Source organism: Luteimonas sp. TWI662 (genome assembly GCF_039673825.1).
Taxonomy (GTDB): domain Bacteria; phylum Pseudomonadota; class Gammaproteobacteria; order Xanthomonadales; family Xanthomonadaceae; genus Luteimonas.
Genome location: NZ_JBDJMI010000002.1, coordinates 28,288 through 51,396 on the forward strand (window position 1 = coordinate 28,288; position 23,109 = coordinate 51,396).

Consider the following 23,109-nt stretch of genomic DNA (forward strand, 5'->3'; position numbering starts at 1 on the left):
GCGCCGCCGATCGGGTCGTTAGTCTGCGCGGCCGTTGTCGCTGCGGCCGTCCGATGCTCCGCCTTGCTGCCCTGCTGCTCGCCTGCCTGCTGGTCGCCGGGTTCTCGTCGTGGCCGGGTCTGGCGGCATCACACGCCGCCCATCTGGTCGCGCCCGACGGCGCATCGCCGCTGCTGCCGCAGGCACGCCTGGAGGCCGCTTACGCACGGCTTCCGCACCGCAGCGGTTATGTGGCCACCGCGTCGGGCGTGCCGCTGTTCTGGCGCGCGCTCGATCCAGGCGACTACCGGATGGACTACGCCTGGACACGCCCGCCGAGCGAAGCCGCGCCCCTGGAGGTGCACCTGGACTTCCAATCGCCGGTCGCGACCGGCGCCGCCCCGCGCGGCACGGTGGTGCTGCTGCATGGCTGGATGATGGACGGCGGTTCGCTGCTGCCGTGGTCGCTGGCGCTGGCGCAGGCCGGCTACCGCACGATCACACTCGACCTGCGCAACCACGGCCGCTCCGGCGCCGCGCCGTCGGGCTACGGCACACGCGAGGCTGCCGATGTCGTCGATGCGGTCGCCGCCTTGCGTGCGCGCGGCGAGGTGGTCGGGCCGCTGTCGGTGTTCGGCGTGTCCTACGGCGCAGCGACGGCGCTGTTCGCCGCGACCGATCCACACCTGGCGGCGCACCGAATCGTGGCCCTGGAGTCGTTCGCCCACGCCGGCGGCGCGATCCGCGCGATGGTGCCGCACATGCTCGCCGACGATACCGGCGACTGGCAGGCGCGGCTCACCCGACGCTGGCTGCGCTGGCGGGTCGATGCGGCGACGCTGGACACGGCGATCGTGCAGGCCGGCGCCATGTTGGACCTGCCGCTGGACGAGATCGATGTCGGCGCGGCGCTCACTCGCGTGCCCGGCTGCGTGCTGCTGATCCATGGCCGCGCCGATCGGCACGTCCCGGTCGCGCACGGCCGTGCGCTGGCCGCCGCCGCGCCGCGGGCGCGCTATCTCGAACTGGCCGGCGAGGACCACCTCAGCCTGCCGATGCAGCTCGACCTGCTGTTGCCGACGGTCGTCAATTGGCTGGACGCACCGACGTGCCCTGCCCGCGCGCGCGTTGCGCCGGCCAAGGCCTGATCCGCGCTCAGGCCTGTTGCGCGACGATCCGCCGGCGCGCCTGCAGATAGCCGTCGACCGCGAAGATCACCAGCCCGGCCCAGATAAAGGCGAAGCCGGTGGCCCGGTCGGCGCCGAACGCTTCGCCAAAGAAGAACACGCCCAGCAGAAGTTGCAGCGTCGGACCGATGTACTGCATCAGCCCGACCACCGTCAGCGGCACCCGCCGCACCGCGTAGGCGAAGCAGATCAGCGGAATCGCGGTCAGCGCGCCGCCCATCACCAGCAGCACATCGGTGAGGCCGCCCCAGCGCAGCGAGAAGAAACCGCCGCCACCCCGCAGTTCCAGCCAGGCCAGCGCCAACAGCGCCGGCCCGAACACGAACAGGTTCTCCACCCCGAGGCCTCTGACCGCCTCGACCGCCGCGAACTTGCGGATCAGCCCGTACAGCGCGAACGAGCCGGCCAGGCACAGCGCAATCCACGGGAAGCTGCCGTAGTTGAAAGTCAGCCACAGCACGCCGCAGGCCGCCAGTGCAACGGCGATCCATTGCGGCCGCGACAGCCGCTCGCGCAGGAACAGCACGCCGATGACCACGTTGAGCAGCGGGTTGATGAAGTAGCCCAGGCTCGCCTCGACGACATGCCCGCTGTTGACCGCCCACACGTACAGGCTCCAATTGCCGGCGATCAGCACGCCCGACAGCGCCAGCATGCCGGCCAACCGCGGCTGGGCGATGGTCTCGCGCAGCCAACCGCGTCCATGGCGCAGCGTCAGCCACGCGGCCACGAGGATCGCGCACCAGATCGCCCTGTGCAGCACGATCTGCAGCGACGGCACCTCGCGCAGCAGATGCCAGTACATCGGCATCAGCCCCCAGATCACGAACGCCGCGGCGGCGATCCATGTCCCGCGACGGGCTTGCACGGCGTCGTTCATGCCTCGTCTCCGGCGGCGACGGGCGTGGGCGCCTTGCGCGCACGCCCGAGCGTGATTGCCACCACCGCCGCCAGGATCACCGCCATCGCGCCCAGGTCGTGCGCGGTGAACCGCTCGGCGGCCAGCCAGGCGCCGAGCACCACCGCGATCGCCGGATTGACGTAGGCGTAGCTGCTGGCCAGCGTCGGGCGGACGTTGTGCAGCAGCCACACGTAGGCGGTGAAGCCGACGATCGAGCCGAACGAGGCGAGATAAGCGAGTGCAAGATGGCCCTTGGGGGTCGGTGGCACGTCCAGCCGCTCGCCCAGCAGCAGGCCGGTCGCGAGAATCAGCACGCCACCGGCGAGCATCTGCGCGGCCGCGGCCATGAACGGCGACGGCAGGTCGCGGCCGCGGCTCCAGACCGAGCCGAACGCCCAGGCCAGCGGCGCAATCAGCAGCGCGACCAGGCCGGCCGGCGTCGAGGTCAGCGAGCTGCCGGCGTTGAGCCACACCACGCCGACGAAGCCGATCGCCAGGCCCGCCCATTCGACAGGACCGGGCCGCTCACCGCGCAGGACCGAGAACAACGCCACCCAGATCGGCACCGACGCCACCGCGACCGCGGCCATGCCCGACGACACGCTCTGCTCGGCGATGCAGACCATGCCATTGCCCAGCCCCAGCAGCAACACGCCCATCGCAATCACGTTCGGCCACTGGCCGCGCGTCGGCGCCGGCACGCCGCGCAGGCGCAGCACGGCGTACATCAGCGCACCAGCGGCGATGAAGCGCGAACCGGCCATCAGCAGCGGCGGATAGCCGCCTTCCAGTGCGAAGCGGATCGCAAGGTAGGTTGAGCCCCAAACCACGTACACGGCCGCCAACGCCAGGCCGATGGCCAGTACCGACGCCGGACGCACACCGGACGCGTTGCTCATGGGGGCAGTTCCGAAAGAGAGGGCAGACCCGCATCAGCGGTCCGCAGATTCTACGCCGCGCGCCCGTTGCATGGCTGGAATGGCGGTGTTGCATGGCGCAGCGTTGCTCCGGTGCGACTGCGACGGCGCGAGCGCCTGCCCTGCCTGTGCAAGCCTGCTTGCGTGAGCAGCGCCGCGCATCGGGCTGAGAGCCGCGTCATGGCGCCCCGCCACCCGGATCCGAGCGCCCAAACGAAAGCCGCCGCGACAGGCGCGGCGGCTTTCCTCGAGCGACTGCTGTGGGGACTCAGCGCGCCCAGCGGCCGGGGCCGGTCGACTCGGGCAGCACCGAGGCCGAAAGCTTGCGGTCGTTGTTGAGCAGGCGCACAGCGTCGGCCAGGATCGCCGACGCTTCGCGCAGCAGCGGGTCCGGGCGTTCCTCGGCCGCCTTTTCCAGGCGGGTCTGCTGTGCGATTGCGCGCTCGCTCGCCTGCAGGCCGTCATCGTCGGAATCCTCGGCCAGCGGGTCGAGTTCCAGGCCCAGCGCCTTGCGCTCTTCCTGGCGCTGCGCACGCTTGGCGGTCTGGCGGTCGCGCTCGGTACGCCGCTCGGCCTCATTGAGCGAGACCCACTTCTTCTCGCGCTCGGCACGGAACTCGGCGATGTCCTCGGCCCACCACTGGAATTCCTTGTCGGTGGCGACACGGGTCTGGTGGCGCTGTTCGAGCTGGGGCAGCAGCGCGCCGAAGTTGCCGTACTGGGTGTGCGGCACGGCGGCGATGCGCGACCACGGCAGGGCGTTGTCGTAGGTGCTCTCGCCGAACTCGGTCGCATCCACCGTCACCGGGAAGTGGATGTCCGGCTCGACGCCCTTGTTCTGCGTGCTGCTGCCGCCGGGCAGGAAGAACTGCGCGATGGTCAGCTTGACCTGCCCGTAACGCTTGTTCTCGTTGGCCGGCCAGCGATCGAGATCGACCAGGTTCTGCACCGTGCCCTTGCCGAACGTGGTCTCGCCGATGACCAGCCCGCGCCCGTAGTCCTGGATGGCGCCGGCGACGATTTCCGATGCCGAGGCCGAACCGCGGTTGATCAGCACGGCCAGCGGGCCGTCCCAGGCGACGCCGGGATCGCGATCGGCCTGCACGCCGACACGGCCGCCCGACTCGCGCACCTGCACGACCGGGCCTTGATCGATGAACAGGCCGGTCAGTTCGACCGCTTCGTTCAGCGATCCACCGCCGTTGTTGCGCAGGTCCAGCACCACGCCGTCGACCTTGTCCTGCTTGAACTGCTCGAGCAGGCGCGCCACGTCGCGCGTTGCCGAGGCGTACTCGCCGTTGCGGCTGCGGCGCCCCTCGAAGTCCTGGTAGAACGCCGGCAGCTTGATCACGCCGATACGCTTGTCGACGCCGCCTTCGGTGGCCGGCAGCGTCAGCGTCTCGGCCTTCGCGGCCTGTTCCTCCAGGCGCACGCGTGCGCGGGTGAGCGTGATGCGCACCGGCTCGCTGTCGAGCGTGGCCTCGGCGGGGATCACGTCCAGGCGCACCTGGGTGTCCTTGGGACCCTTGATCTTGTCGACGACATCGTCGATGCGCCAGCCGATCACGTCCTCCATCGGCCCGTTGGTGCCCTGGCCGACGCCGACGATGCGATCGCCGGGCTTGAAGCGGTTGCTCATCGCCGCCGGTCCGCCGGCGATGACCTCGCGGATCACCACCACGTCGTCCTGCTTCTGCAACTGCGCGCCGATGCCCTCGAGCGACAGCGACATGCTCTGGTTGAACAGCCGCGCAGCACGTGGGTTGAAGTAGTCGGTATGCGGGTCGATGACGCCGGTGTAGGCGTTGAGGAAGCTGCTGAAGGCGTCTTCGTCGTTGTAGGCGGCGACCGTGTTCGCCTGGTTGAGGTAGCGCCGATCGAGCGTCTTGCGGATCTCGTCGGGCTGCTTGCCCGCCAGCTTCAGGCGCAGCCAATCGTTGCGCACCGACTGCCGCCACAGGGTGTCGAGCTCGGCGCCATCGGCCGCCCACGCAGCGTCCTTGCGGTCGTATTCCCAGCGGTCGTTGCCGCTGAAGTCGAAGATGTCCTGCGAGAGCAGGTTGCGGGCCTGCGCGGTGCGCTCGGCGACGCGGGTCTTGAACAGCGCGAAGATCTCCAGCGCCGGGGCGATGTCGCCGTCGCGCACCGCCGCGCCCATCTTCGGCCGAAGGGCCTCGAAGCGGGTGATGTCCTGCTGGGTGAAGAAGACCTTGCCCGGGTCCAGATTCTCGAAGTACCGGTCGAAGATCTCGCTCGACATGCCGGCATCGAGCGGACGGGGCCGGTAGGCGTAGCGGCTGTCGGACAGCAACCCGTAGACGAGCTTGGAGGCTGCGACCTGATCCACGTTGGGCGCCGCCGGGACCTCGGCGATGGCGTCGGGCCTGGCCATCAGCGCCAACGGCACCGCCAGCGCCAGGGCGATCAGTGAGCCGGAAACGACACGGGAAGCTTTCATTCGGTGTCCTGCGCTGCGGGTTCGGGAATCATGGACAGCTCGTTGAGCCTGTCGCGTGAATAGACGTGATGACAGTGCCGAAAGTTGCATGTCCGATGCAAGCCGGACGCGCGATCCGTTGTGTTGCAGACACCCGGCATCCCGCCGCAGCCCGGCGTTCACCCATTCGTCAGACTCGGCCCCGCGGGCCGGGCACGGCTCAGGCCGCGACGCCGGCTTCCATCGCCTGGCGATCGGCGTGGTAGGACGAACGCACCAGCGGGCCGGACGCGACGTGGCTGAAGCCCAGCGCCATGCCGTAGTCCTCGAGCGCCTTGAACTCCTCGGGGGTCCAGTAGCGCAGCACCGGATGGTGGTGCGCCGAGGGCTGGAGGTACTGGCCGATGGTGATCATGTCCACGTCGTGCGCGCGCAGGTCGCGCAGCGTGCCCTGCACCTGCTCCATGGTCTCGCCCAGGCCGAGCATGATGCCCGACTTGGTCGACACCTCCGGGTGCTGGGCCTTGAACTTCTGCAACAGGGTCAGCGACCACTGGTAGTCGGCGCCCGGCCGGACGTTGCGATACAGGTCCGGCACGGTCTCGACGTTGTGGTTGAACACGTCCGGCGGATCGGTCTGCAGGATCGCCAGTGCGCGCTCCATGCGGCCCTTGCCGCGGAAATCGGGCGTGAGGATCTCGATGCGGATGTTCGGCGACTGCGCGCGGACTTCGCGGATGCAGTCGACGAAATGCTGGGCACCGCCGTCGCGCAGGTCGTCGCGATCGACCGAGGTGATCACCACGTACTTCAGGCCCATGTCGGCGATCGTGTTCGCCAGGTTCCGCGGCTCGGACGCATCCGGCGGCTTGGGGCGGCCGTGGGCGACGTCGCAGAAGGAGCAGCGGCGGGTGCAGACCTCGCCCAGGATCATGAACGTCGCAGTGCCGTGGCCGAAGCACTCATGGATATTCGGACAGCTGGCTTCCTCGCAGACGGTGACCAGCCGGTTCTCGCGCAGCTTCGACTTGAGCGCGGCGACCGCGCCATTGGACGGAATGCGCACGCGGATCCACGACGGCTTGCGCAGCACCGGCGCCTGCGCGAACTGCACGGGCGAACGGGCGATCTTGTCGCCGGCGACCTGCTTGACGCCGGTCTCCAGCGATGCCGGCGGCGCGGACACCACCTGCAGCGGAATCGATTTGTCGGCGGTCTGGGTCATGGCGAAGGCATTGCGCGGATCGGGTCGTCCATTGTAGGCCCCCGCCCCCGCAGTGTCTGCGGCCGGCGGGAGACGCTGCGTGTCAGCGGGGCGGGACGGCCTCGGGAAGCGCTGGGGCCGGCGCATCCGCCAGATCCAGACCGAACTGCTGCGCCAGGTGCGCCAGCAGCACCGGCGCGACCGTCTCCATCGATGCGCTGCCACCCAGGTCGGCCAGCGAGATCACCTGCAGACCCTGGTAGCCGCAAGGATTGATCCGCTGGAACGGCTCGAGGTCCATCGCGACGTTGAACGCGAGCCCGTGGAAGGTGCGGCCCCGCCGGACACGGATGCCGAGCGCGGCGATCTTGGCATCGGCGACATACACGCCGGGGGCGCCTTCGCGGCGCACCGCCTCGATGTTCCAGTCGGCCAGCGTGTCGATGACCGCCTGCTCGATCCGGCAGACGTACTCGCGCACACCGACCTTCAGCCGCGGCAGGTCCAGCAGCGGGTAGACCACCAGTTGGCCGGGCCCGTGGTAGGTCACCTGTCCGCCGCGGTCGACCTGCACGACCGGAATATCGCCCGGCGCCAGCACGTGCTCGGGCTTGCCGGCCTGGCCGAGGGTGAACACCGGATCGTGCTCGACCACCCACAGTTCATCGCCGCTGCTCGCATCGCGGGCATCGGTGAAGCGCTGCATGGCCTGCCAGACCGGGATATAGGGCTGGCGCCCGAGCCGGCGCACGATCGCGGGGAGCGGCAGGGACACGTCGGTCATCCCCAAGCCCCCGCGAACGCCGGCACCAGGCCGCCCCGCGGCACGGATGCCCCTTGCAGGAACGCGCACAGGATCCTGGCGACCGGATCGTCGCCGGCCCGCTCGAGTCGGGCCAGCGCGCGGCGGTCGGTCTGGAGCTCGGCGAACGCCGGCGCCTCGCCGGCTTCCGGCGGCGCCTCGGCCCAGGCCATCGGCCAGTCCGGCAGCAGCGGGGCGGCACGCTCGGCGCGGACCAGCAGACGGACCTCGCAATGCCGCGGGTCGGCAGCGATCCGCGAGAACAGCGCATCGACCACGGCGGCGGGCCCCTCCAGCAACTGCATGAACAGCCCGTCGCGCAACGCCAGCAGGCCGCCGACACCGCGTTGCGCGTTGGCTTGGCGCGAATGCTGCAACAACGCACGCATGTCGGACGCGGTGAACTCGTACAGCTGCCCGCTGCGATAGAGCAACTGCCGGTTCACGCCCTGGACGCCCCGCGCGTTGAGTGCGGTCCAGTCACAGCGTCCACTTGACCTCGGGGTGCGCGCGCAGCGCTTCGTGCGCGGCGTCGTACTGGGCCCGCGTCTCGGCGCGGATGCTCAGGCGCACGGACACGTAGCGTCCGCCGCTCGAAGCACGGGTGTTCACCGTCTCGTGCAGCACGGCCACGCCGGCATCGCCGAGCAGCCGCGGCAGTTCGGTCTCCAGGCCGGCATCGGCGGCGCCCATCGCAGTGAGTTCGAACACGCCGGGAAACTGGAAACCGTGCTCGGGGTTATCTGATTTGATGTCCATCGACGGATTATCGGGGCTGTTGGCGCCGAACCCAAGCGATCGCGGTGCGAGCCCCCGCCCACAAAACCGGGGTGAGTGTGCAATTTCGCGCCGCGAAATTGCACTCTGAACCCGGTTCCGAACCCCGGCTCTACCCGGTTTCGAAACAAGAAAAGGCCGGCATGTGCCGGCCTTTTCGGTGACGCGTGGACTCAGGAGTTCCACCACATCAGAAATTCGTGCCACAGCCGCTTGAAGAAGCCGGCCTCCTCGACCGCCTCGAGCGCGACCAGGGGACGCTCCGCAATGACCTTGCCGTCGAGGACGACGCGCACGGTGCCGATCTGCTGGCCCTTCTCGATCGGCGCGACCAGGGTCTCGGGGATGTCCATCGATGGCTTGAGCTGCGCGTACTTGCCGCGCGGCATACTGACCAGCATCGGCTCGGCCACGCCCAACTGCACCTCGTCGGCCTTGCCTTTCCAGACCTTCTGCGTCGACACCGCCTTCTGGCCGTCGTAGACCGCGTGGGTTTCGAAGAAGCGGAAGCCCCAGTTGAGCAGCGCCAGCGAATCGGTGGCGCGCTGGGCCTCGCTGCTGGAGCCCATGACGACCGAGATCAGCCGCTGGTCGCCGCGCAGCGCCGAGGCCATCAGGCAGTAGCCGGCGCCGGAATGGTGGCCGGTCTTGATCCCGTCCACGCTGTCGTCGCGCCACAGCAGCCGGTTGCGATTGTGCTGAGTGATCGGCCCGACCGTGAATTCCTTGATCTTGTTGTGCGCATACTCCTTGGGATAGTCGCGCACCATCGCGCGGCCCAGGATCGCCAGGTCGTGCGCGGTCGAGTAATGCTCAGGACCGGACAGGCCGGTGGCATTGGTGAAGTGGGTGTTCTTCATGCCGATGCGTTCGGCATAAGCATTCATCAGCTGCGCGAACGCCTCCTCGCTGCCGGCCACGTGTTCGGCCAGCGCAATCGCGGCGTCGTTGCCGGACTGCACGACCATGCCGATCTCCATATCCAGCAGCGGTGCGGTCTGGTTCACCGGGAAGCCGCTGTAGCTGCCGTCGGTGCCGGCGCCGCCCTTGCGCCAGGCGTTCTCGCTCATCAGCACCTGGTCGTCCGGCTTGACCTTGCCGGCCGCCATCTCGGCGGCGATCACGTAGCTGGTCATCACCTTGGTGATGCTGGCAGGCTCCACGCGCTCGTCGGCGTTCTCGCCGGCCAGCACCTGGCCGGTCGCGTAGTCCATCAACACCCAGGCCGTGCCGGTCACCTCCGGCGGCGGGGGTGTGGGCAGCGCATCGCTGAGTGCAGCGCCGCCCTGGGCGGCGGCGGCCGGCGCAGGCGCCGGTGCGGGTGTCGGCCGCGGCGCGGGGTCCTGGGCGACCGCAAGGCCGACCACCGCGGTGGCCATGGCGGCCAGCAACATGCGCGAAACGACGACAGGCACTTTCATCTGCAACGGAACTCCGGAATGCCCGCCGCGAGGGCCGGCGGAAAAATGGGAAGAAAAACGTCAGTCGCGCACGACGGTCGGCGCGCCAAAGCCCAGCCCGGCGACGCGCGAGGTCATCTCGGCGACGCGCGCAGCTTCGACCGGACCGACGCGCAGACGCCAGACCGGCTTGCCGGCGGCGGTACCGTCCTCGAGCTGGGCTGCGCCGATGCCGGCGCCGCGCAGCGTGGCGAGCGCACGTTCGGCATTGGCCCGGGCGCCGAATGCGGCGACCTGCAGCGTGACGCCACCCGACACCGGCGCCGCAGTCGGATACGTGGGCGTGGGCGTGGGCGCAGGTTTCGGGGCAGCGGCGACCGGGACCGGCACCGCTGCGGGAACAGTCGCGGCCGCGACGGCGCCATTGATCGGGACCTGACGCCCGTTCTCGAGCTTGAGCCCGCGGGCGGCGAGCCAGGCATCGAAATCGTCGGCGGTCATGACCTTGCCGTTCTGGTACATGTTGAACCGCCCGTCCGCCGCGCTGGGCTGCGGCAGTGGCGCGGGGCGCTCGCCGGCGCGCGCGCTGGCGATCGGCAGCGCCTCGACGATGGCATCGATCGTGCTCGCCGCCGGGCGCGGCGCGGCCGCGGCGACCGAGGCGTTAGGCGCGGCGGTCGGCGATGCCTGCGCGACGGCGCGGTAATCGTGCCGGGCGTTCTCGCCCGGACTCAGCGCGCGGACTTCGACCCGGCCGGTGCCGGCCGGATGGATCCCGATCTTGACCGCGGCGGCATAGCTGAGGTCGACGACGCGGCCGTCGTGGAACGGACCGCGGTCGTTGACCCGCACCACCACCGACTGCCCGGTGTCGAGGTTGGTCACGCGCGCGAAACTGGGCAGCGGCAGCGACTTGTGCGCCGCGGTGAACGCGTACATGTCGTAGACCTCGCGGTTGGAGGTCAGCCGGCCGTGGAACTTGGCGCCGTAGTACGAGGCGGTCCCGGTCTCGACAAACTCGCTGTGGTCGTCGAGTACGCGGTAGGTCTTGCCGAGCACCTGGTAGGGGCTGCGGTTGCCGATCTGAGAACGCGGCAGGTCCACGACCTCCGGCTCGGGAATCGCATCGACGTTGGGCAGGTAGTCGGGCAGGCTGTCGGGGACGCCGGGCCGGTAGAGGCCGCCTGCGGTGTAGTGCCCGCGGGTCCGGGGGTCTTCCTGCGCCGGCGCGTAGGGCGAAACCCGGCGCGCGCCGTGTCCGGACGACCCGGCAACCGGCGCTGCGACGCGTTCGCCGCCGGAGGCGGCCGCCGGCTTCTTGGGCGCGCCCGCGCAGCCGGCGAGCATCAGCAGTGCGGCCGCCGGCAGCAGCCAGCGGATCACGGGCCGACCCCCGCCCGGATCGCCTGGGCCAGCTGGTGCACCGAGAGCGAGTACATCGGCGAGCGGTTGTAGCGGGTGATCACGTAGAAATTGCGATACGCCAGCCAGTACTCGCTGCCCGCCTCGCCTTCCAGCGACAGCAGCGTGCCGCCCTCGGCGGTGGGCTCGCCAGGACGTGGCGTGTAGCCGCGCGCGGCAAGGTCGGCCAGCGGATACACCGGCTCCCAGTTCTCGGGCTTGAAGTCGGCGGCGCCGTCGGCGCGCTGCGCGCGCGCGACCACCGGCCCGCCACGCTGCCAGCCGTGGACGACGAAGTAGTTGGCGATCGAGGCGAACACGTCGGGCTTGTGGGTCAGCAGGTCGCGGCGACCGTCGCCATCGCCGTCCTTGGCCCACAGCCGATAGCTCGACGGCATGAACTGGCCCATGCCCATCGCGCCGGCATAGCTGCCCTTGAGCTCGCCGATCGCCAGCTGCGGCTCGGCCTTCTGCAGCGCGAACAACTGCGCCAGCTCGCCGGCGAAGAACGGCGCGCGCGGCGGGTAATCGAACGCCAGGGTGTAGAGCGCGTCGAGCACTTTCCAGCTGCCGGTCACGCGGCCGTAGCTGGTTTCCACACCGATGATCGCGACGATGTACTCGGCCGGCACGCCGCTGTCGGCGGCGACACGCTCGAGCGCCTCGCGGTTGTCGCGATAGAACGCCACGCCGCCATCGATGCGCGCCGGGTTGATGAAGATCGGCCGGTAATCGCGCCAGGGCCGCACGGCCTCGGCGGGGCGGCTGATCGCATCGAGGATCTTCTGCTGGACCTGCGCCTGCGCCAGTGTGGCGCGGATGTGCGCAGGATCGATTCCGTAGGTCGTCGCCGTGTAATCGACGAAATTCTCCACGCGTTGCGCGCGCGCGATCGCCGGATCGGTCACCGACGGCGGCGCGGCCGGTCGTTCCGGCGGCTGCGGCACCGAGGGCAGCAGCGCGCCCTCCGGGCGTCCAGGCTCGGCCAGCGGCGTGATCGCGCGGTAGTCGTCGGCCTGGGCTTCGGCGTGATTGGCAGGCGTCGCGCATGCCGCCAGTGCGAGCGGCAGCGCGGCCAGGGAGAGTCGGAAGAACGGGCGTCGGCTCATCGGCGGCGAGGGTAGCACGCGTGCACGCAACGCCAACACTGCACCGCCGTCATCGTTGTGACGCGGTCAGCGACGCCGGAGGCCACTCGCCTGCACCGCCATCACCACGCCGAAGCCCGCAAGCAGCGACACCGCCGCGGTCCCGCCGAAACTGAGCAGCGGCATCGGCACCCCGACCACCGGCAACAGGCCCGAGATCATGCCGCCGTTGACGACCACGTAGACCGACATCGCCAGGCCCAGGCTGCCGACCAGCAGCCGCGAGAAGCCGTCGCGCGCCTGGCTGGCGATCCACAGGCACCGGGCGATCACGAACAGGTAGAGCGCCAGCACGACCACGACGCCCAGCCAGCCGAATTCCTCGCTGAGCACCGCGAACACGAAGTCGGTCGTGTGCTCGGGCACATAGTTGAGATGGGACTGCGAGCCATCGCCCCAGCCCTGCCCGGTCAGGCCGCCCGAGCCGATGGCGATCCGGGACTGGATGATGTTCCAGCCCGTTCCCAGAGGATCGGACTCGGGGTCGAGGAAGGTCAGAATGCGGTCCTTCTGGTAGGGCTGCAGATACCAGAACCAGGCCGCGGGCGCGCCCACCGCGGCGACGGCAGCACCACCGACGAACCACCACCACGACAGGCCCGCGAGATACAGCGCGAATGCGCCGCCCGAGGCGACCAGCACCGCGGTCCCCAGATCGGGCTGCAGCAGCACCAGGCCGGTGGGCAGGCCGATGATCGCGGCCGCGACCGCGATCGCGCCCAGCCGCGGCGGCGTGGGCTGCTGTCCCAGCCACCAGGCGGCCATCATCGGCAGCGAGAGCTTCATCAACTCGGCCGGCTGCACATAGAACACGCCCAGGTTGAGCCAGTGCTGGCCGCTGCGGCCGGTGCCCACGAACAGCACCGCGATCAGCGGCAGCAGCGATGCGGCATAGGCCAGCGGCGTGAAGCGTCGAAGCTGCACGGCCGGAATCCGCGACAGCAGCCACATCGCCGCCAGGCCCACGGCGTAGCGCCCGGCCTGGGACCCGACCATCCCCATGTTCTTGCCGCTGGCGCTGTGCAGCACCGCCAGGCCGATGCCCATCAGCGCCGCCAGCGCCGCCAGCAACGGCCAATCGAGCGTCCGGCTGAAGCGCAGCCACAGATCCAGCAGCCAGCGCAGGATGATCTTCATCGCGGCGCCTCCGCACGCGCCGGCGCCGCGACCGCCGCTGGCGGGACCGTGCGCACGCCGTCGATCACGCCGTCGAAGGAGACCTCGCGCGCCAGCGCCGCCCCCTGGCCGGCGGCGGCGACCGCAGCCGGCACGCCTGTCGCCGGGTCCACCTCGACCTCGGGCATCTCGCCCAGCAGCCAAGCGTCGAAGATCCGGCGCGCGATCGGCGCGGCCGCGGTGCCGCCATAGCCGCCATGCTCGACGATCACCGCAACGGCGATGGTCGGATCCTCGGCCGGCGCATAGCCGACGAACAAGGCCTGGTGGCGCAGGTGGTAGGGCAGCGCGCGCGGATCGAGGCTGGCATTGCCGCGGCGGCTTACGCGCTGCGCGGTGCCGGTCTTGCCGGCCATGCGGTACTGCGCGCCGCGCGCCATCGCGGTCGCCGAGCCGCGCCCGTGGATCGTATTCATCATCCCCTCCTGGACGGCGCGCAGGTGGTCGGGGCGTTCGGTGATGCGCTCGCCGGCCGGGCGTGCGATCGCTCGCCACGGCGCATCGAAGCCGTCTCGCCGCTCGGCGGCCAGGTGCAGCGTGTTCAACGTGCCGCCATTGGCGATCGCCGCGGTGCCGCGCGCCAGCTGCAGCGCAGTCGCGATCCAGTAGCCCTGACCGATACCCGCGATGACGGTTTCGCCGGCATACCAAGGCTCCTTGCTGCGCTGGGCCTTGTAGCGCGGCGACGGCACCACGCCGGCGTTCTCGCCGAGCAGGTCGATCCCGGTCGGCTGGCCGAAGCCGTAGCGCGTCATGTACTGGTCGAACCGCTCGATGCCCATCTCGTAGGCGAGTTGGTAGTAGTAATAGTTGATCGAACGGGAGATCGAGTCGCGCAGGTCGGTCCAGCCGCCGCCGCGTCCCGCGTCGCGGTAGCCGCGCCGCTGGCCCGGGATGAAGAACTCGCCGGTGGAAAACACCCGGTGCTCGGGCGTGCGCAGGCCACTGTCGAGGCCGGCGAGCGCGACCAGGGGCTTGACCGTCGAGCCTGGCGGGCCGCCGCCCAGGACGTTGCGGTTGAACAACGGCCGCGCCGGGTCGTCCATCAGCCGGCGGTAGTCGGTATGCGAAATGCCGTTGACGAACAGATTGGGGTCGAAGCTCGGCAGGCTGACCATGCCCAGGATCAGGCCGGTCTTGGGCTCGACCGCGACCGCCGAGCCGTGCAGTCCGCCGAAGGCGAGCACCATCGCGCGCTGCAGGTCGGCATCGATGCTCAGCCGCAGGTCGGTGCCCGCGGTCGCCGGCACCAGGCCCAGCCGGCGCAGCGCGCGCCCCTCCACGTTGGTCTCGACCTGTTCGTAGCCGATCTTGCCGCGCAACTGCTCGTCGTAGTAGCGCTCCAGTCCGGTCCGCCCGGTCTGCGGGAACAACAGATGCGCCTGGCCGTAGCGCTCGATGTCGCTATCGTCGGTGCGGCCGACATAACCGATCACGTGCGCGAACAGGTCGCCGTAGGGGTAGTGCCGGTTGAGATAGGGCACGACCTCAACGCCAGGGAAGCGCCAGCGGTCGATCGCGAAACGCGCCATCTCGTCCTCGCTGATGCGCAGCTTCAGCGTCACCGGCCGGAACGAACGCTGCGCCTTGCGCTCGCGCTCGAAGCGCGCGATGTCGTCGGGCGACAGCGCGATGATGCGCGACAGCTCGGCGACCAGATGCCGGGGATCGCCGGCCTCTTCGGGGGTGACATCGAGCCGGTAGGCCTGCTCGTTGCTGGCCAGAATGCGGCCTTGCCGGTCGTAGATCAGCCCGCGACCGGGCACCACCGGACGCGGCTTGATGCGGTTGGCCTCCGAGCGCTTGGCGTAGACCTCGTGGTCGATCACCTGCAGTTTGAAGTACCAGCCGGCCAGCACCGCGAGCGCGACCACGACCAGGGCAAACCCCAGCAGCGCGCGACGCGCGAACGCAGCCGCCTCGGCGGCGTTGTTGCGCACATTCGAACGACGACGCCCGGCCACGTGCCGCTACGTCCGGCGCCCGAAGCGCAGTGCGTCCATGACCAGGTACAGCGGCGCCCACAGCAGCATGCCCAGCAGCGGCGCGATCCAGTACGTCCATGGCAGTTGCGGCAGGCCCAGCGCGCCGTGGATCGCAGCACTGACAATGCGGTCGTTGAGCAGCAGGCCGCCGACCGCCGCCGCCTGCTGGGCGACCGGGAAGAAGCGCAACTGCGAGCGGAAGCGCTGCAGGATGAAGCTCATCACCACCAGCCGCAGGGCCTGCTCGCCCAGCAGGCCACCGAACGCGAGATCGGCGATCAGACCGATGCAGAACGCCAGGCCCAGGCCAGCGCGGTCGGGGTCCTCGATCACCCAATAGGCGATCACCAGCGCCAGCCAGAACGGGCGCAGCGGCTGCAGGCCGGTCGGCAGCGGCAACAGGCCGAGCAGCAGCGCCGCCAACAGGCTCACCGGCAGCAACCAGGGCTTGCGACGGCGGATCATGGCATCGGCCCCGAGACCGGCGGTGTCGGTTCGGTCGCGGCCGGCGTCGCAGCGGCGGCGTCGCCCGCGCCAGTCTGCGCACCGCCTGCGGTGGCCTCGGCAGCAGCGGCGGCCTCCGCCCTGGCGCGCAATGCCGCCTCGCGCTCGGCCGCCGCCGCGTCCAGATCGGCGGTGGTCACCGGCACGACTTCGTCGCGCAGCAGCAACACGTCGCGCCCGCGGTCGAACTGCGCAGCCGGCGTCAGGCGCCCGATCAGGAACGCGCGGCTGTCGTCAGGCTCGAGCGAGGCGATCGTGCCGACCGGGAACCCCGGCGGGAACCGGCCACCCAGGCCCGAGGTCACCATCGCGTCGCCGACCTGGACATCGGCCGACAACGGGACGTTGCGCAGCAGCAGCGCATCGGGATGCCCGCTGCCGTAGGCGACCAGGCGCACGCCATTACGCGCCACGACCACCGGCACCGCATGTTCGAGATCGGTCACCAACAGCACGGTCGCAGTGGCGGACGTCGTCGCGATGACCTGGCCGAGCAGACCGCCGGCGTCGATGACGCTCTGCCCGGTGCGCACGCCGTTGCGGGTGCCGGCATCGAGCAGCAGCCGCTGCCGCGTCGGATCCTGGTCGACATCGAGGACCGGCGCCAGCTGCACGTCCAGATTGCCCTGCCCGACCGCGCCCAGCAGCCGGCGCAGGCGGGCATTCTCGGTCGCCTCGACCCGCAGCCGGGCCTGGCGGGCGTTGAGCACCAGCAGTTCGTTGCGCAACCGGCGGTTGTCCTCGGCCAACTGGGCGCGGGTCGCCGCATCGTTGCGCATGCTCGTGCCCAGACGCGACGGCAGGCCGGCCAGCCACCACAACGGCTGGACGATGATCGCCGCCTGGTGCCTGGCCTCCGACAGCCAGCTGCCGCGGTGGTCCATGACGATCAGCACGCACGACAGCGCCAGATAGGCCAGCAGCCGCAGCGTGCCGGACACGTCGCCAGATCGGGGAGCCGGTGAGCTGGAAGACGACATCGGGCGTGTTGTCCTGATGGAAGTCGATCATCAGTCCCGCGGCAGCGGGACGCCAGCGACCAGGGACCGGGCGGACGGCAGGGCGGGCCCCTCATGCCTGCCGCGAGGGCGGAACGCGCTGCCCTCGACCGAAGACATGCCGATGGCGCCGCGCGCGGTCAGTCCGCGAAGAACTCGTTGCCGTGCAGGTCCAGCAGTTCCAGCGCACGGCCGCCGCCCCGGGCGACGCAGGTCAGCGGGTCCTCGGCGACCTGCACGTGCAGGCCGGTGGCCTCGCTGATCAAACGGTCGAGGTCGCGCAGCAGCGCGCCGCCGCCGGTCAGCACGATGCCGCGCTCGGCGACGTCGGCGCACAGCTCGGGCGGCGTCTGCTCGAGCGCCTGCTTGACCGCTTCGACGATGCCCGACAGCGGCTCGCGCAGCGCGTCGAGCACCTCGTTGGAGCTGATCGTGATGACCTTGGGCACGCCCTCGGCCAGATGCCGGCCCGAGACCTCGATCTCGACCACGGGCTCCTGCTGGTAGGCGCAGCCGATCTCGAGCTTGATCCGCTCGGCGGTCGCATCGCCGATCAGCATGCCGTGGTTGCGGCGCACGTAGTTGATGATCGACTCGTCGAACCGGTCGCCGCCGATGCGGGCCGACTGCGAATAGACGATGCCATTGAGCGCGATGACCGCGACCTCGGTGGTCCCGCCGCCGACGTCGACCACCATCGAGCCGCGCGCCTCGGTCACCGGCATGCCGGCACCGATCGCCGCGGCCATCGGCTCTTCGATCAGCGAGACCTCGCGGGCACCGGCCTCGAGCGCCGAATCCTTGATCGCACGCTTCTCGACCTGGGTCGAGCCGGCCGGCACGCAGATCAGCACGCGGGGGCTGGGGCGCAGGAAGCGCGACTTGTGCACTTTCTTGATGAAGTGCTTGAGCATCTCCTCGGTGTACGTGAAGTCGGCGATGACGCCGTCCTTCATCGGGCGATGCGTGGTGATGTTGCCCGGCGTCCGGCCCAGCATCTGCTTGGCCTCGGCGCCGACCGCCGCGACGACCTTCTGGCCGGCGGTCCGGTCCTGGCGCACGGCCACGACCGACGGCTCGTTGAGCACGATGCCCTGGCCGCGGACGAAGATCAGCGTGTTGGCGGTGCCCAGGTCGATGGACAGGTCGTTGGAAAACAGGCCGCGGAACTTCTTGAACATCGGAAAAGGGCGTCCGTCAGAGGGGGCGACACAAGCGCGCTAGCCTAGCAAAAAAGCCGGTGCCCGCGGCGCCCCGAACGCCCTGCAATGCCCCCGACCAGACGCCCGGGGCGGCCCGCCCGCAGGGCTCGGGCCCGCAGTTCGGCCAGCCTGCGCCGCGTCCTGAGCGGCCCGCACGCGGCCCGGCGCGCACCGGGTTAACGTAAACTAACCGGCCTTTCGACGACGACGAGTTGCATGCGATGTCTGCATTGATCTGCGGTTCCCTGGCCTACGACACCATCATGGTGTTTCCGGACCAGTTCAAGAACCACATCCTTCCGGACAAAGTGCACATCCTGAACGTCTCGTTCCTGGTTCCGCGCATGCGCCGCGAGTTCGGTGGCTGCGCGGGCAACATTGCCTACAACCTGAAATTGCTCGGCGGCAACCCGATTCCGATGGGCACCGTGGGCCAGGATTTCGGCCCCTATCGCGAATGGTTCACCGAGCTGGGCATTACGCTCGATCACGTGCGCGAGATCCCCGAGCTGTTCACGCCCCAGGCGTTCATCACCACCGATCACGACAACAACCAGATCACCGCGTTCCATCCCGGCGCGATGATGCGCAGCCACGAGAACCACGTGAAGGACGTGCCCGGCGTGACCATCGGCCTGGTCGGCCCCGACGGCCGCGAAGGCATGCTGCAGAACGCGCGCGAGTTTTCCGAGGCCGGCACCCCGTTCGTCTTCGATCCGGGCCAGGCAATGCCCCTGTTCAACGGTGACGAGTTGCGCCAGTTCATCGAGCTGGCCGACTACGTGATCGTCAACGACTACGAGTCCAACCTGCTGCAGGAACGGACCGGCTGGGACGAGAAGGTCATCGCCGGCAAGGTGCGCGCCTACATCTGCACGCGTGGCCCCAAGGGTGTGGTGATCCATGCCGAGGGCCAGACCCACGACGTACCGCCAGCCCACGAGCGCCGCGTGACCGACCCGACAGGCTGCGGCGATGCATTCCGCGCCGGCCTGCTGTTCGGCATCGACAAGGGCTACGACTGGCTCACCATCGGCCGCATCGGCAACCTGATGGGCGCGCTGAAGGTCGAGCATCCCGGCACCCAGAACCAGCGCTTCGACTACGAGGAGTTCTCGCTGCAGTTCCGGCAGCAGTTCGGGTATTCGCTGGAGAGCAAGGGCGGCTGAGCGCGCCCCCTAGGCGCGGCGAGCCGGCTGCGCCTAGGGCAGGTCGCGACGCGGGTGGTCTGGTGCCCACGCGCGCCGACGAACGACATGCCGCATCGCGTCGCCTAATCGCGCGTCGATCCGCCGTGCTGTGCGATCCATGTTAGATAGGCGTCCAGCCAGCCCTGCATGAAATCGCGGCTGGCCTTGCCAAAGCCGCCGTCGTCGTCGAAGACGCCGTCCTTGGCGTGCAGGAAGACCTCGGGCTGGCCCAGGGTCGGCATGTCCAGGTAGGCGAGGATGTTGCGCAGGTGCTGCTGGGCGAGCGCCGAGCCGATGCTGCCGATCGAGGCCCCGAGAACGCCGGCCGGCTTGCCTGCCCACACGCTCTGGCCGTAGGGCCGCGAGCCGTGGTCGATCGCGTTCTTCAGTACGCCGGGCACCGAGCGGTTGTACTCGGGCGTGACGAACAGCACCGCGTCGGCGCCGCGCACCGTATCGCGCAGGCGCACGACCTGCGCCGAGGGTGCGTCGTCATCGTCCTGGTTGTAGAGCGGCAGGTCGCCGATCTCCACGTGCACGAACGTCGCACGGTCGGCGGCGAGACGTTCGAGGGCGTTGGCCAGACGGCGGTTGATCGAGGCCTTGCGCAGGCTGCCGACGAGCACGGCGATTCTGGGTGCGGGCATGGGGAACTCCTTGTGGGTGGAAGGGCGCGACTGGGGCATGGGCGACCAATGCCCCCACACCATGCCCCACGCATTCGGGGATCGGGATGAAATGAACAGCCGGCCAGGCGTCCCCCCGGCCCGGCAGGCCGAACGAAGCATCGCCACCCCGCCCAGCGGCACCGTGCGCAACGTACGCAAGCCCTTCGCGCACCGTCAGGATGCCGACGCAGGCTCAAGTTCACCGCTGCCCAGCCGTTGGTACTAAGCTGTCGCCGTCCAATCGGACGGGGCAGGCCTGCCCGTCCTGACATCCAGTCGCGCGCGCCGAAGGGGGAACTTCGGCATCCCGCCAGCGGATGCGGCGTGCAGACCTGCGGCCTGTCTTCGCCCTTGTTCCGACTTCGAGCGCCTTATGATCGCCACGCTTCTCGTCGGCATGCTGTGTGCCTACCTGCTGAGCTTCTCGGTGATGTTCCTGCTCATCAGCAGGCGCTTGGGCCGCGACAGGATGGGGACAGATGCCTTCGCCGTGGGCAACCTGATCCTCGGCGCTGCGTACATGCTGCAGTTGCTGGAAGGCTCGGTGGGGCTGAGCTGGATGGGCGTGTTGAATCATGCGCTGACACTCGGCGCACTGCTGGCCTACAGCGTGGGCGGCCTGCGCTTCTTTGGTCGGCCGACGCCACTGCTCCGGCCGCTGGCTGCGCTCGGGCTGGGCCATGTGGTCGTGCAGATCCTGGTGGAATGGGCCTGGGGACCGGTGGCGCGCTACGCGCTGCTTTCGGCAGTGTGTGCCCTGTGGTTCGTTGGCATGGTGGTCGTGCTGGTGGCGGGCCTGCGTACGTTCGCGTGCGATCTTCGCGCTGAGGCGCTGCTGCTTGCCGCGCTGATCAGCGGCATCGGGGTATTGAACGCGCTCAAACTGGCCAAGTTGCTGGCCGGTGGCCTGGCGACGCTGCACATGGATGGACAGTTCCAGGTGGTTTTCTACGTTTACATGTGTTCGCTGGCGACCATCATTCCACCGTTCATCGTCTGGCTCGTTCTGCGCCGCCTGACCGACCGGCTTCGCGACATGGCCGCGCGCGATCCGCTGACGCAGTTGCTCAATCGCCGCGGCTTGACCGAGGCACTCAAGATGCAACAGCGGCATTCGAACGGCGCTCGCCTGCTGCTGATCGATCTCGATCACTTCAAGCGCATCAACGACCAATACGGTCACCACACGGGTGACGCCGTGCTCTGCGCCATCAGCGATGTCCTGCGTGAGGCTGTCCGCGCGGAGGATCTCGTATGCCGGATGGGCGGGGAGGAGTTCGCCGTGGTCTGCCCAGGCGCCGACGAGGCCACCGCAGGCGGTGTGGCCGAGCGCATCCGCCAAGCCGTCGCATCGACAGCCCGGCTGCAGACGCCGGATGGCGAGGCGTTGCGCTGCACCGTCACCGTGGGCATCTCGGGGCGCTTCGACGGCGATGCGTCGCTGGAGCAGGCGATGCAGGTGGCGGACGCGGCGCTCTATCGCGGCAAGCACGCGGGGCGCAACCGGGTGGAATGGGGCGACACGAGCACGAACCAGAACCGGGGTCAGAGTGCACTTTCTGAAGTGCCAGTTCTTGCCGGGGTCATTTGCGATCCCTGACTGGCGACTGGTCAATGAAAGTGACCGCCCCTTCACGCGCGCCACCCCCAGCCGACTGCACCCTCACCGCATCACGATCCCCGGCCAGCTTGAATGCGCCGATGTCACGACGCCAAGCCGCCCCAGCCACCGACCGCCCGCGCGACCTGACCCGCGGTCCGATCGCCACCACGCTGCTGGTCTTCGCGCTGCCGATCCTCGGCGGCAATGCCTTGCAGTCGCTCAACGGCTCGGTCAATGCGATCTGGATCGGCCGGTTCCTGGGCGAGGATGCGATCGCGGCGATCGCCAATGCCAACAACATCCTGTTCTTCCTGCTGGGCGCGGTGTTCGGCGTCGGCATGGCCGCGACGATCCTCGTCGCACAGGCCATCGGCCGCGACGACCTCACCGCGGCCAAGCGCGCGATCGGCACCAGCGCGACGTTCTTTGTGAGCGTGTCGGTCCTCGTCGCGCTCGCCGGCCTGCCGCTTTCCGGACCGGTGCTCGACTGGATGGGCACACCGGCGTCGGCACTGCCGCATGCCGAGGCGTACTTGCGGATCATCTTCCTGGCGGTGCCGTTCCTGTACGCGCTCGCGTTCCTGTCGGCGATCCTGCGCGGCGCCGGCGATTCGCGCACCCCGTTTTTGTTCCTGCTGCTGGTGGTCGCGCTGGACATCGTGCTGGTGCCGCTGCTGCTGTTCGGGGTCGGCCCGTTGCCGGAGATGGGCATGGCCGGCGCGGCGGCCGCGAACCTGATCGCCAACGCGCTGGGGCTGGTGGCGATGCTGGCCTGGCTGCGGCACCGTCGCCATCGGCTCTGGATCGGCCGCGACGAGCGCGCGCTGTATCGCCCGGACTGGACGATCGTTCGCGCACTGCTCGCCAAGGGGCTGCCGATGGGTTTGCAGATGGTGATGCTGTCGGCGGCGATGATCGCGATGATCGCAATGGTCAACGCGCACGGCGTCGAGACCACCGCCGCCTACGGCGCTGCGCTGCAGCTGTGGACCTATGTACAGATGCCCGCAATGGCGATCGGCGCGGCGTGCTCGACGATGGCGGCCCAGAATGTGGGCGCCGGCCATTGGGACCGCGTGGGCCGGGTCGCCAAGACCGGCGTGGCGATCAACTTCCTGATGACCGGCGTTTTGATCGCGGTGCTGATCGGCCTCGACCGCCACGCGCTGGCGCTGTTCCTGCCCGAGGCCAGCGCCGCGCTGGAGGCCGCACGTCACCTCAATCGCATCGCAATCTGGTCGTTCCTGTTCTTCGGCGTGACCTTCGTGCTGTTCGGCGTGGTGCGCTCGACCGGCGCGGTGCTGCCGCCGCTGCTGATCCTGGGGGCGACCCTGTGGGGCGTGCGGGTGCCGTTCGCCACCTGGCTGCAGCCCACGCTCGGCGCCGATGCGATCTGGTGGAGCTTTCCGGCCAGCGCGCTGGTGGCGATGCTGCTGGCGGTCGGCTACTACCGCTGGGGCGGCTGGCGTGCGGCGCGCATGCTCGCCGATGAACAGGTCGCGATCCCGGCCGAAGTCCCGGCCCCGCCGCCGGCCCCGGTCGCTGGCATGCCGCCCTGCCGAGCGCAGAGGACGGCCGACTGAGGACCTGAACAACCCGGCCGCAAAGCGTATTGACGCCGACATACGCC

General features: G+C 69.6%; 20 protein-coding genes. 4 read left to right on the top strand and 16 right to left on the bottom strand.

The window, feature by feature from the left end; translation table 11 throughout:
• Nucleotides 1-53: 53 nt before the first annotated feature.
• Nucleotides 54-1,127 (top strand): alpha/beta fold hydrolase, encoded by a 1,074-nt coding sequence (locus ABE488_RS02605; RefSeq protein ID WP_346447022.1) that lies wholly within the window; start codon nt 54-56, stop codon nt 1,125-1,127.
• 7 nt (nt 1,128-1,134) lie between these two features.
• Here the strand turns inward: ABE488_RS02605 and rarD are convergent, their stop codons facing one another.
• The 15 genes from rarD to ABE488_RS02680 form a co-directional block, all read right to left on the bottom strand.
• Nucleotides 1,135-2,046 carry an EamA family transporter RarD gene (rarD, locus tag ABE488_RS02610; protein WP_346442811.1) on the bottom strand — a complete coding sequence of 304 codons (912 nt, stop codon included), beginning with the start codon at nt 2,044-2,046 and terminating at the stop codon, nt 1,135-1,137.
• The gene (gene yedA / locus ABE488_RS02615) at nt 2,043-2,966 is read right to left on the bottom strand and encodes a drug/metabolite exporter YedA (protein ID WP_346447024.1); all 924 of its coding nucleotides are present in this window, start codon (nt 2,964-2,966) and stop codon (nt 2,043-2,045) included. Before yedA ends, rarD begins: the two co-directional genes overlap by 4 nt.
• A 286-nt stretch (nt 2,967-3,252) precedes the next feature.
• A complete protein-coding gene (locus ABE488_RS02620; RefSeq protein ID WP_346442808.1) occupies nt 3,253-5,442 on the bottom strand; it encodes a carboxy terminal-processing peptidase in 2,190 nt (729 codons plus the stop codon).
• Nucleotides 5,443-5,641: 199 nt separating this feature from the next.
• Complete coding sequence (lipA, locus tag ABE488_RS02625) at nt 5,642-6,646, bottom strand: lipoyl synthase (RefSeq protein ID WP_346442806.1); 1,005 nt, start codon at nt 6,644-6,646, stop codon at nt 5,642-5,644.
• A gap of 82 nt (nt 6,647-6,728) precedes the next feature.
• The gene (gene lipB / locus ABE488_RS02630) at nt 6,729-7,409 is read right to left on the bottom strand and encodes a lipoyl(octanoyl) transferase LipB (protein WP_346442804.1); all 681 of its coding nucleotides are present in this window, start codon (nt 7,407-7,409) and stop codon (nt 6,729-6,731) included.
• Nucleotides 7,406-7,873, bottom strand: a complete 468-nt coding sequence (locus ABE488_RS02635) for a BLUF domain-containing protein (RefSeq protein ID WP_346447026.1) — start codon at nt 7,871-7,873, stop codon at nt 7,406-7,408. The genes lipB and ABE488_RS02635 overlap by 4 nt, the downstream gene beginning before the upstream one ends.
• Before the next feature lie 34 nt (nt 7,874-7,907).
• Nucleotides 7,908-8,186 carry a DUF493 family protein gene (locus tag ABE488_RS02640; protein WP_183427812.1) on the bottom strand — a complete coding sequence of 93 codons (279 nt, stop codon included), beginning with the start codon at nt 8,184-8,186 and terminating at the stop codon, nt 7,908-7,910.
• 191 nt (nt 8,187-8,377) lie between these two features.
• Nucleotides 8,378-9,598: a D-alanyl-D-alanine carboxypeptidase family protein gene (locus tag ABE488_RS02645; RefSeq protein ID WP_346447200.1), complete on the bottom strand. Its 1,221-nt coding sequence runs from the start codon at nt 9,596-9,598 to the stop codon at nt 8,378-8,380.
• 87 nt (nt 9,599-9,685) lie between these two features.
• Nucleotides 9,686-10,951, bottom strand: coding sequence for a septal ring lytic transglycosylase RlpA family protein (locus tag ABE488_RS02650; RefSeq protein WP_346442873.1), 1,266 nt, complete (start codon nt 10,949-10,951; stop codon nt 9,686-9,688).
• A gap of 32 nt (nt 10,952-10,983) precedes the next feature.
• Nucleotides 10,984-12,114 carry a lytic murein transglycosylase B gene (gene mltB / locus ABE488_RS02655; RefSeq protein WP_346442800.1) on the bottom strand — a complete coding sequence of 377 codons (1,131 nt, stop codon included), beginning with the start codon at nt 12,112-12,114 and terminating at the stop codon, nt 10,984-10,986.
• 66 nt (nt 12,115-12,180) lie between these two features.
• Nucleotides 12,181-13,290, bottom strand: a complete 1,110-nt coding sequence (gene rodA / locus ABE488_RS02660) for a rod shape-determining protein RodA (protein ID WP_346442798.1) — start codon at nt 13,288-13,290, stop codon at nt 12,181-12,183.
• Nucleotides 13,287-15,293: a penicillin-binding protein 2 gene (mrdA, locus tag ABE488_RS02665; RefSeq protein WP_346442796.1), complete on the bottom strand. Its 2,007-nt coding sequence runs from the start codon at nt 15,291-15,293 to the stop codon at nt 13,287-13,289. The genes rodA and mrdA overlap by 4 nt, the downstream gene beginning before the upstream one ends.
• Before the next feature lie 6 nt (nt 15,294-15,299).
• Nucleotides 15,300-15,779: a rod shape-determining protein MreD gene (gene mreD, locus ABE488_RS02670; RefSeq protein WP_346442795.1), complete on the bottom strand. Its 480-nt coding sequence runs from the start codon at nt 15,777-15,779 to the stop codon at nt 15,300-15,302.
• Complete coding sequence (gene mreC / locus ABE488_RS02675) at nt 15,776-16,798, bottom strand: rod shape-determining protein MreC (protein WP_346442793.1); 1,023 nt, start codon at nt 16,796-16,798, stop codon at nt 15,776-15,778. The genes mreD and mreC overlap by 4 nt, the downstream gene beginning before the upstream one ends.
• Before the next feature lie 158 nt (nt 16,799-16,956).
• Nucleotides 16,957-17,997 carry a rod shape-determining protein gene (locus ABE488_RS02680; protein WP_183427806.1) on the bottom strand — a complete coding sequence of 347 codons (1,041 nt, stop codon included), beginning with the start codon at nt 17,995-17,997 and terminating at the stop codon, nt 16,957-16,959.
• A gap of 242 nt (nt 17,998-18,239) precedes the next feature.
• Here ABE488_RS02680 and ABE488_RS02685 point away from each other — a divergent pair, with 242 nt between their 5' ends.
• Nucleotides 18,240-19,187 (top strand): carbohydrate kinase family protein, encoded by a 948-nt coding sequence (locus ABE488_RS02685; RefSeq protein WP_346447028.1) that lies wholly within the window; start codon nt 18,240-18,242, stop codon nt 19,185-19,187.
• Between the two features lie 104 nt (nt 19,188-19,291).
• On the opposite strand, the gene ABE488_RS02690 is transcribed toward ABE488_RS02685, so the two are convergent.
• Nucleotides 19,292-19,855: an NAD(P)H-dependent oxidoreductase gene (locus ABE488_RS02690; RefSeq protein WP_346447030.1), complete on the bottom strand. Its 564-nt coding sequence runs from the start codon at nt 19,853-19,855 to the stop codon at nt 19,292-19,294.
• Between the two features lie 394 nt (nt 19,856-20,249).
• On the opposite strand from ABE488_RS02690, the gene ABE488_RS02695 reads away from it, so the two are divergent.
• Nucleotides 20,250-21,476, top strand: a complete 1,227-nt coding sequence (locus tag ABE488_RS02695; RefSeq protein ID WP_346447032.1) for a GGDEF domain-containing protein — start codon at nt 20,250-20,252, stop codon at nt 21,474-21,476.
• Between the two features lie 101 nt (nt 21,477-21,577).
• On the top strand, nt 21,578-23,062 hold the full coding sequence (locus ABE488_RS02700) for an MATE family efflux transporter (RefSeq protein ID WP_346447034.1): 1,485 nt from the start codon (nt 21,578-21,580) through the stop codon (nt 23,060-23,062).
• Nucleotides 23,063-23,109 lie beyond the last annotated feature (47 nt).

Coding starts and splice junctions, on each gene's coding strand:
- ABE488_RS02605 (WP_346447022.1), top strand. CDS start 54: ATGCTCCGCCTTGCTGCCCTGCTGCTCGCCTGCCTGCTGGTCGCCGGG.
- rarD (WP_346442811.1), bottom strand. CDS start 2,046: ATGAACGACGCCGTGCAAGCCCGTCGCGGGACATGGATCGCCGCCGCG.
- yedA (WP_346447024.1), bottom strand. CDS start 2,966: ATGAGCAACGCGTCCGGTGTGCGTCCGGCGTCGGTACTGGCCATCGGC.
- ABE488_RS02620 (WP_346442808.1), bottom strand. CDS start 5,442: ATGAAAGCTTCCCGTGTCGTTTCCGGCTCACTGATCGCCCTGGCGCTG.
- lipA (WP_346442806.1), bottom strand. CDS start 6,646: ATGACCCAGACCGCCGACAAATCGATTCCGCTGCAGGTGGTGTCCGCG.
- lipB (WP_346442804.1), bottom strand. CDS start 7,409: ATGACCGACGTGTCCCTGCCGCTCCCCGCGATCGTGCGCCGGCTCGGG.
- ABE488_RS02640 (WP_183427812.1), bottom strand. CDS start 8,186: ATGGACATCAAATCAGATAACCCCGAGCACGGTTTCCAGTTTCCCGGC.
- ABE488_RS02645 (WP_346447200.1), bottom strand. CDS start 9,598: ATGTTGCTGGCCGCCATGGCCACCGCGGTGGTCGGCCTTGCGGTCGCC.
- ABE488_RS02650 (WP_346442873.1), bottom strand. CDS start 10,951: ATGCTCGCCGGCTGCGCGGGCGCGCCCAAGAAGCCGGCGGCCGCCTCC.
- mltB (WP_346442800.1), bottom strand. CDS start 12,114: ATGAGCCGACGCCCGTTCTTCCGACTCTCCCTGGCCGCGCTGCCGCTC.
- rodA (WP_346442798.1), bottom strand. CDS start 13,290: ATGAAGATCATCCTGCGCTGGCTGCTGGATCTGTGGCTGCGCTTCAGC.
- mreD (WP_346442795.1), bottom strand. CDS start 15,779: ATGATCCGCCGTCGCAAGCCCTGGTTGCTGCCGGTGAGCCTGTTGGCG.
- mreC (WP_346442793.1), bottom strand. CDS start 16,798: ATGTCGTCTTCCAGCTCACCGGCTCCCCGATCTGGCGACGTGTCCGGC.
- ABE488_RS02680 (WP_183427806.1), bottom strand. CDS start 17,997: ATGTTCAAGAAGTTCCGCGGCCTGTTTTCCAACGACCTGTCCATCGAC.
- ABE488_RS02685 (WP_346447028.1), top strand. CDS start 18,240: ATGTCTGCATTGATCTGCGGTTCCCTGGCCTACGACACCATCATGGTG.
- ABE488_RS02690 (WP_346447030.1), bottom strand. CDS start 19,855: ATGCCCGCACCCAGAATCGCCGTGCTCGTCGGCAGCCTGCGCAAGGCC.
- ABE488_RS02695 (WP_346447032.1), top strand. CDS start 20,250: ATGATCGCCACGCTTCTCGTCGGCATGCTGTGTGCCTACCTGCTGAGC.
- ABE488_RS02700 (WP_346447034.1), top strand. CDS start 21,578: ATGTCACGACGCCAAGCCGCCCCAGCCACCGACCGCCCGCGCGACCTG.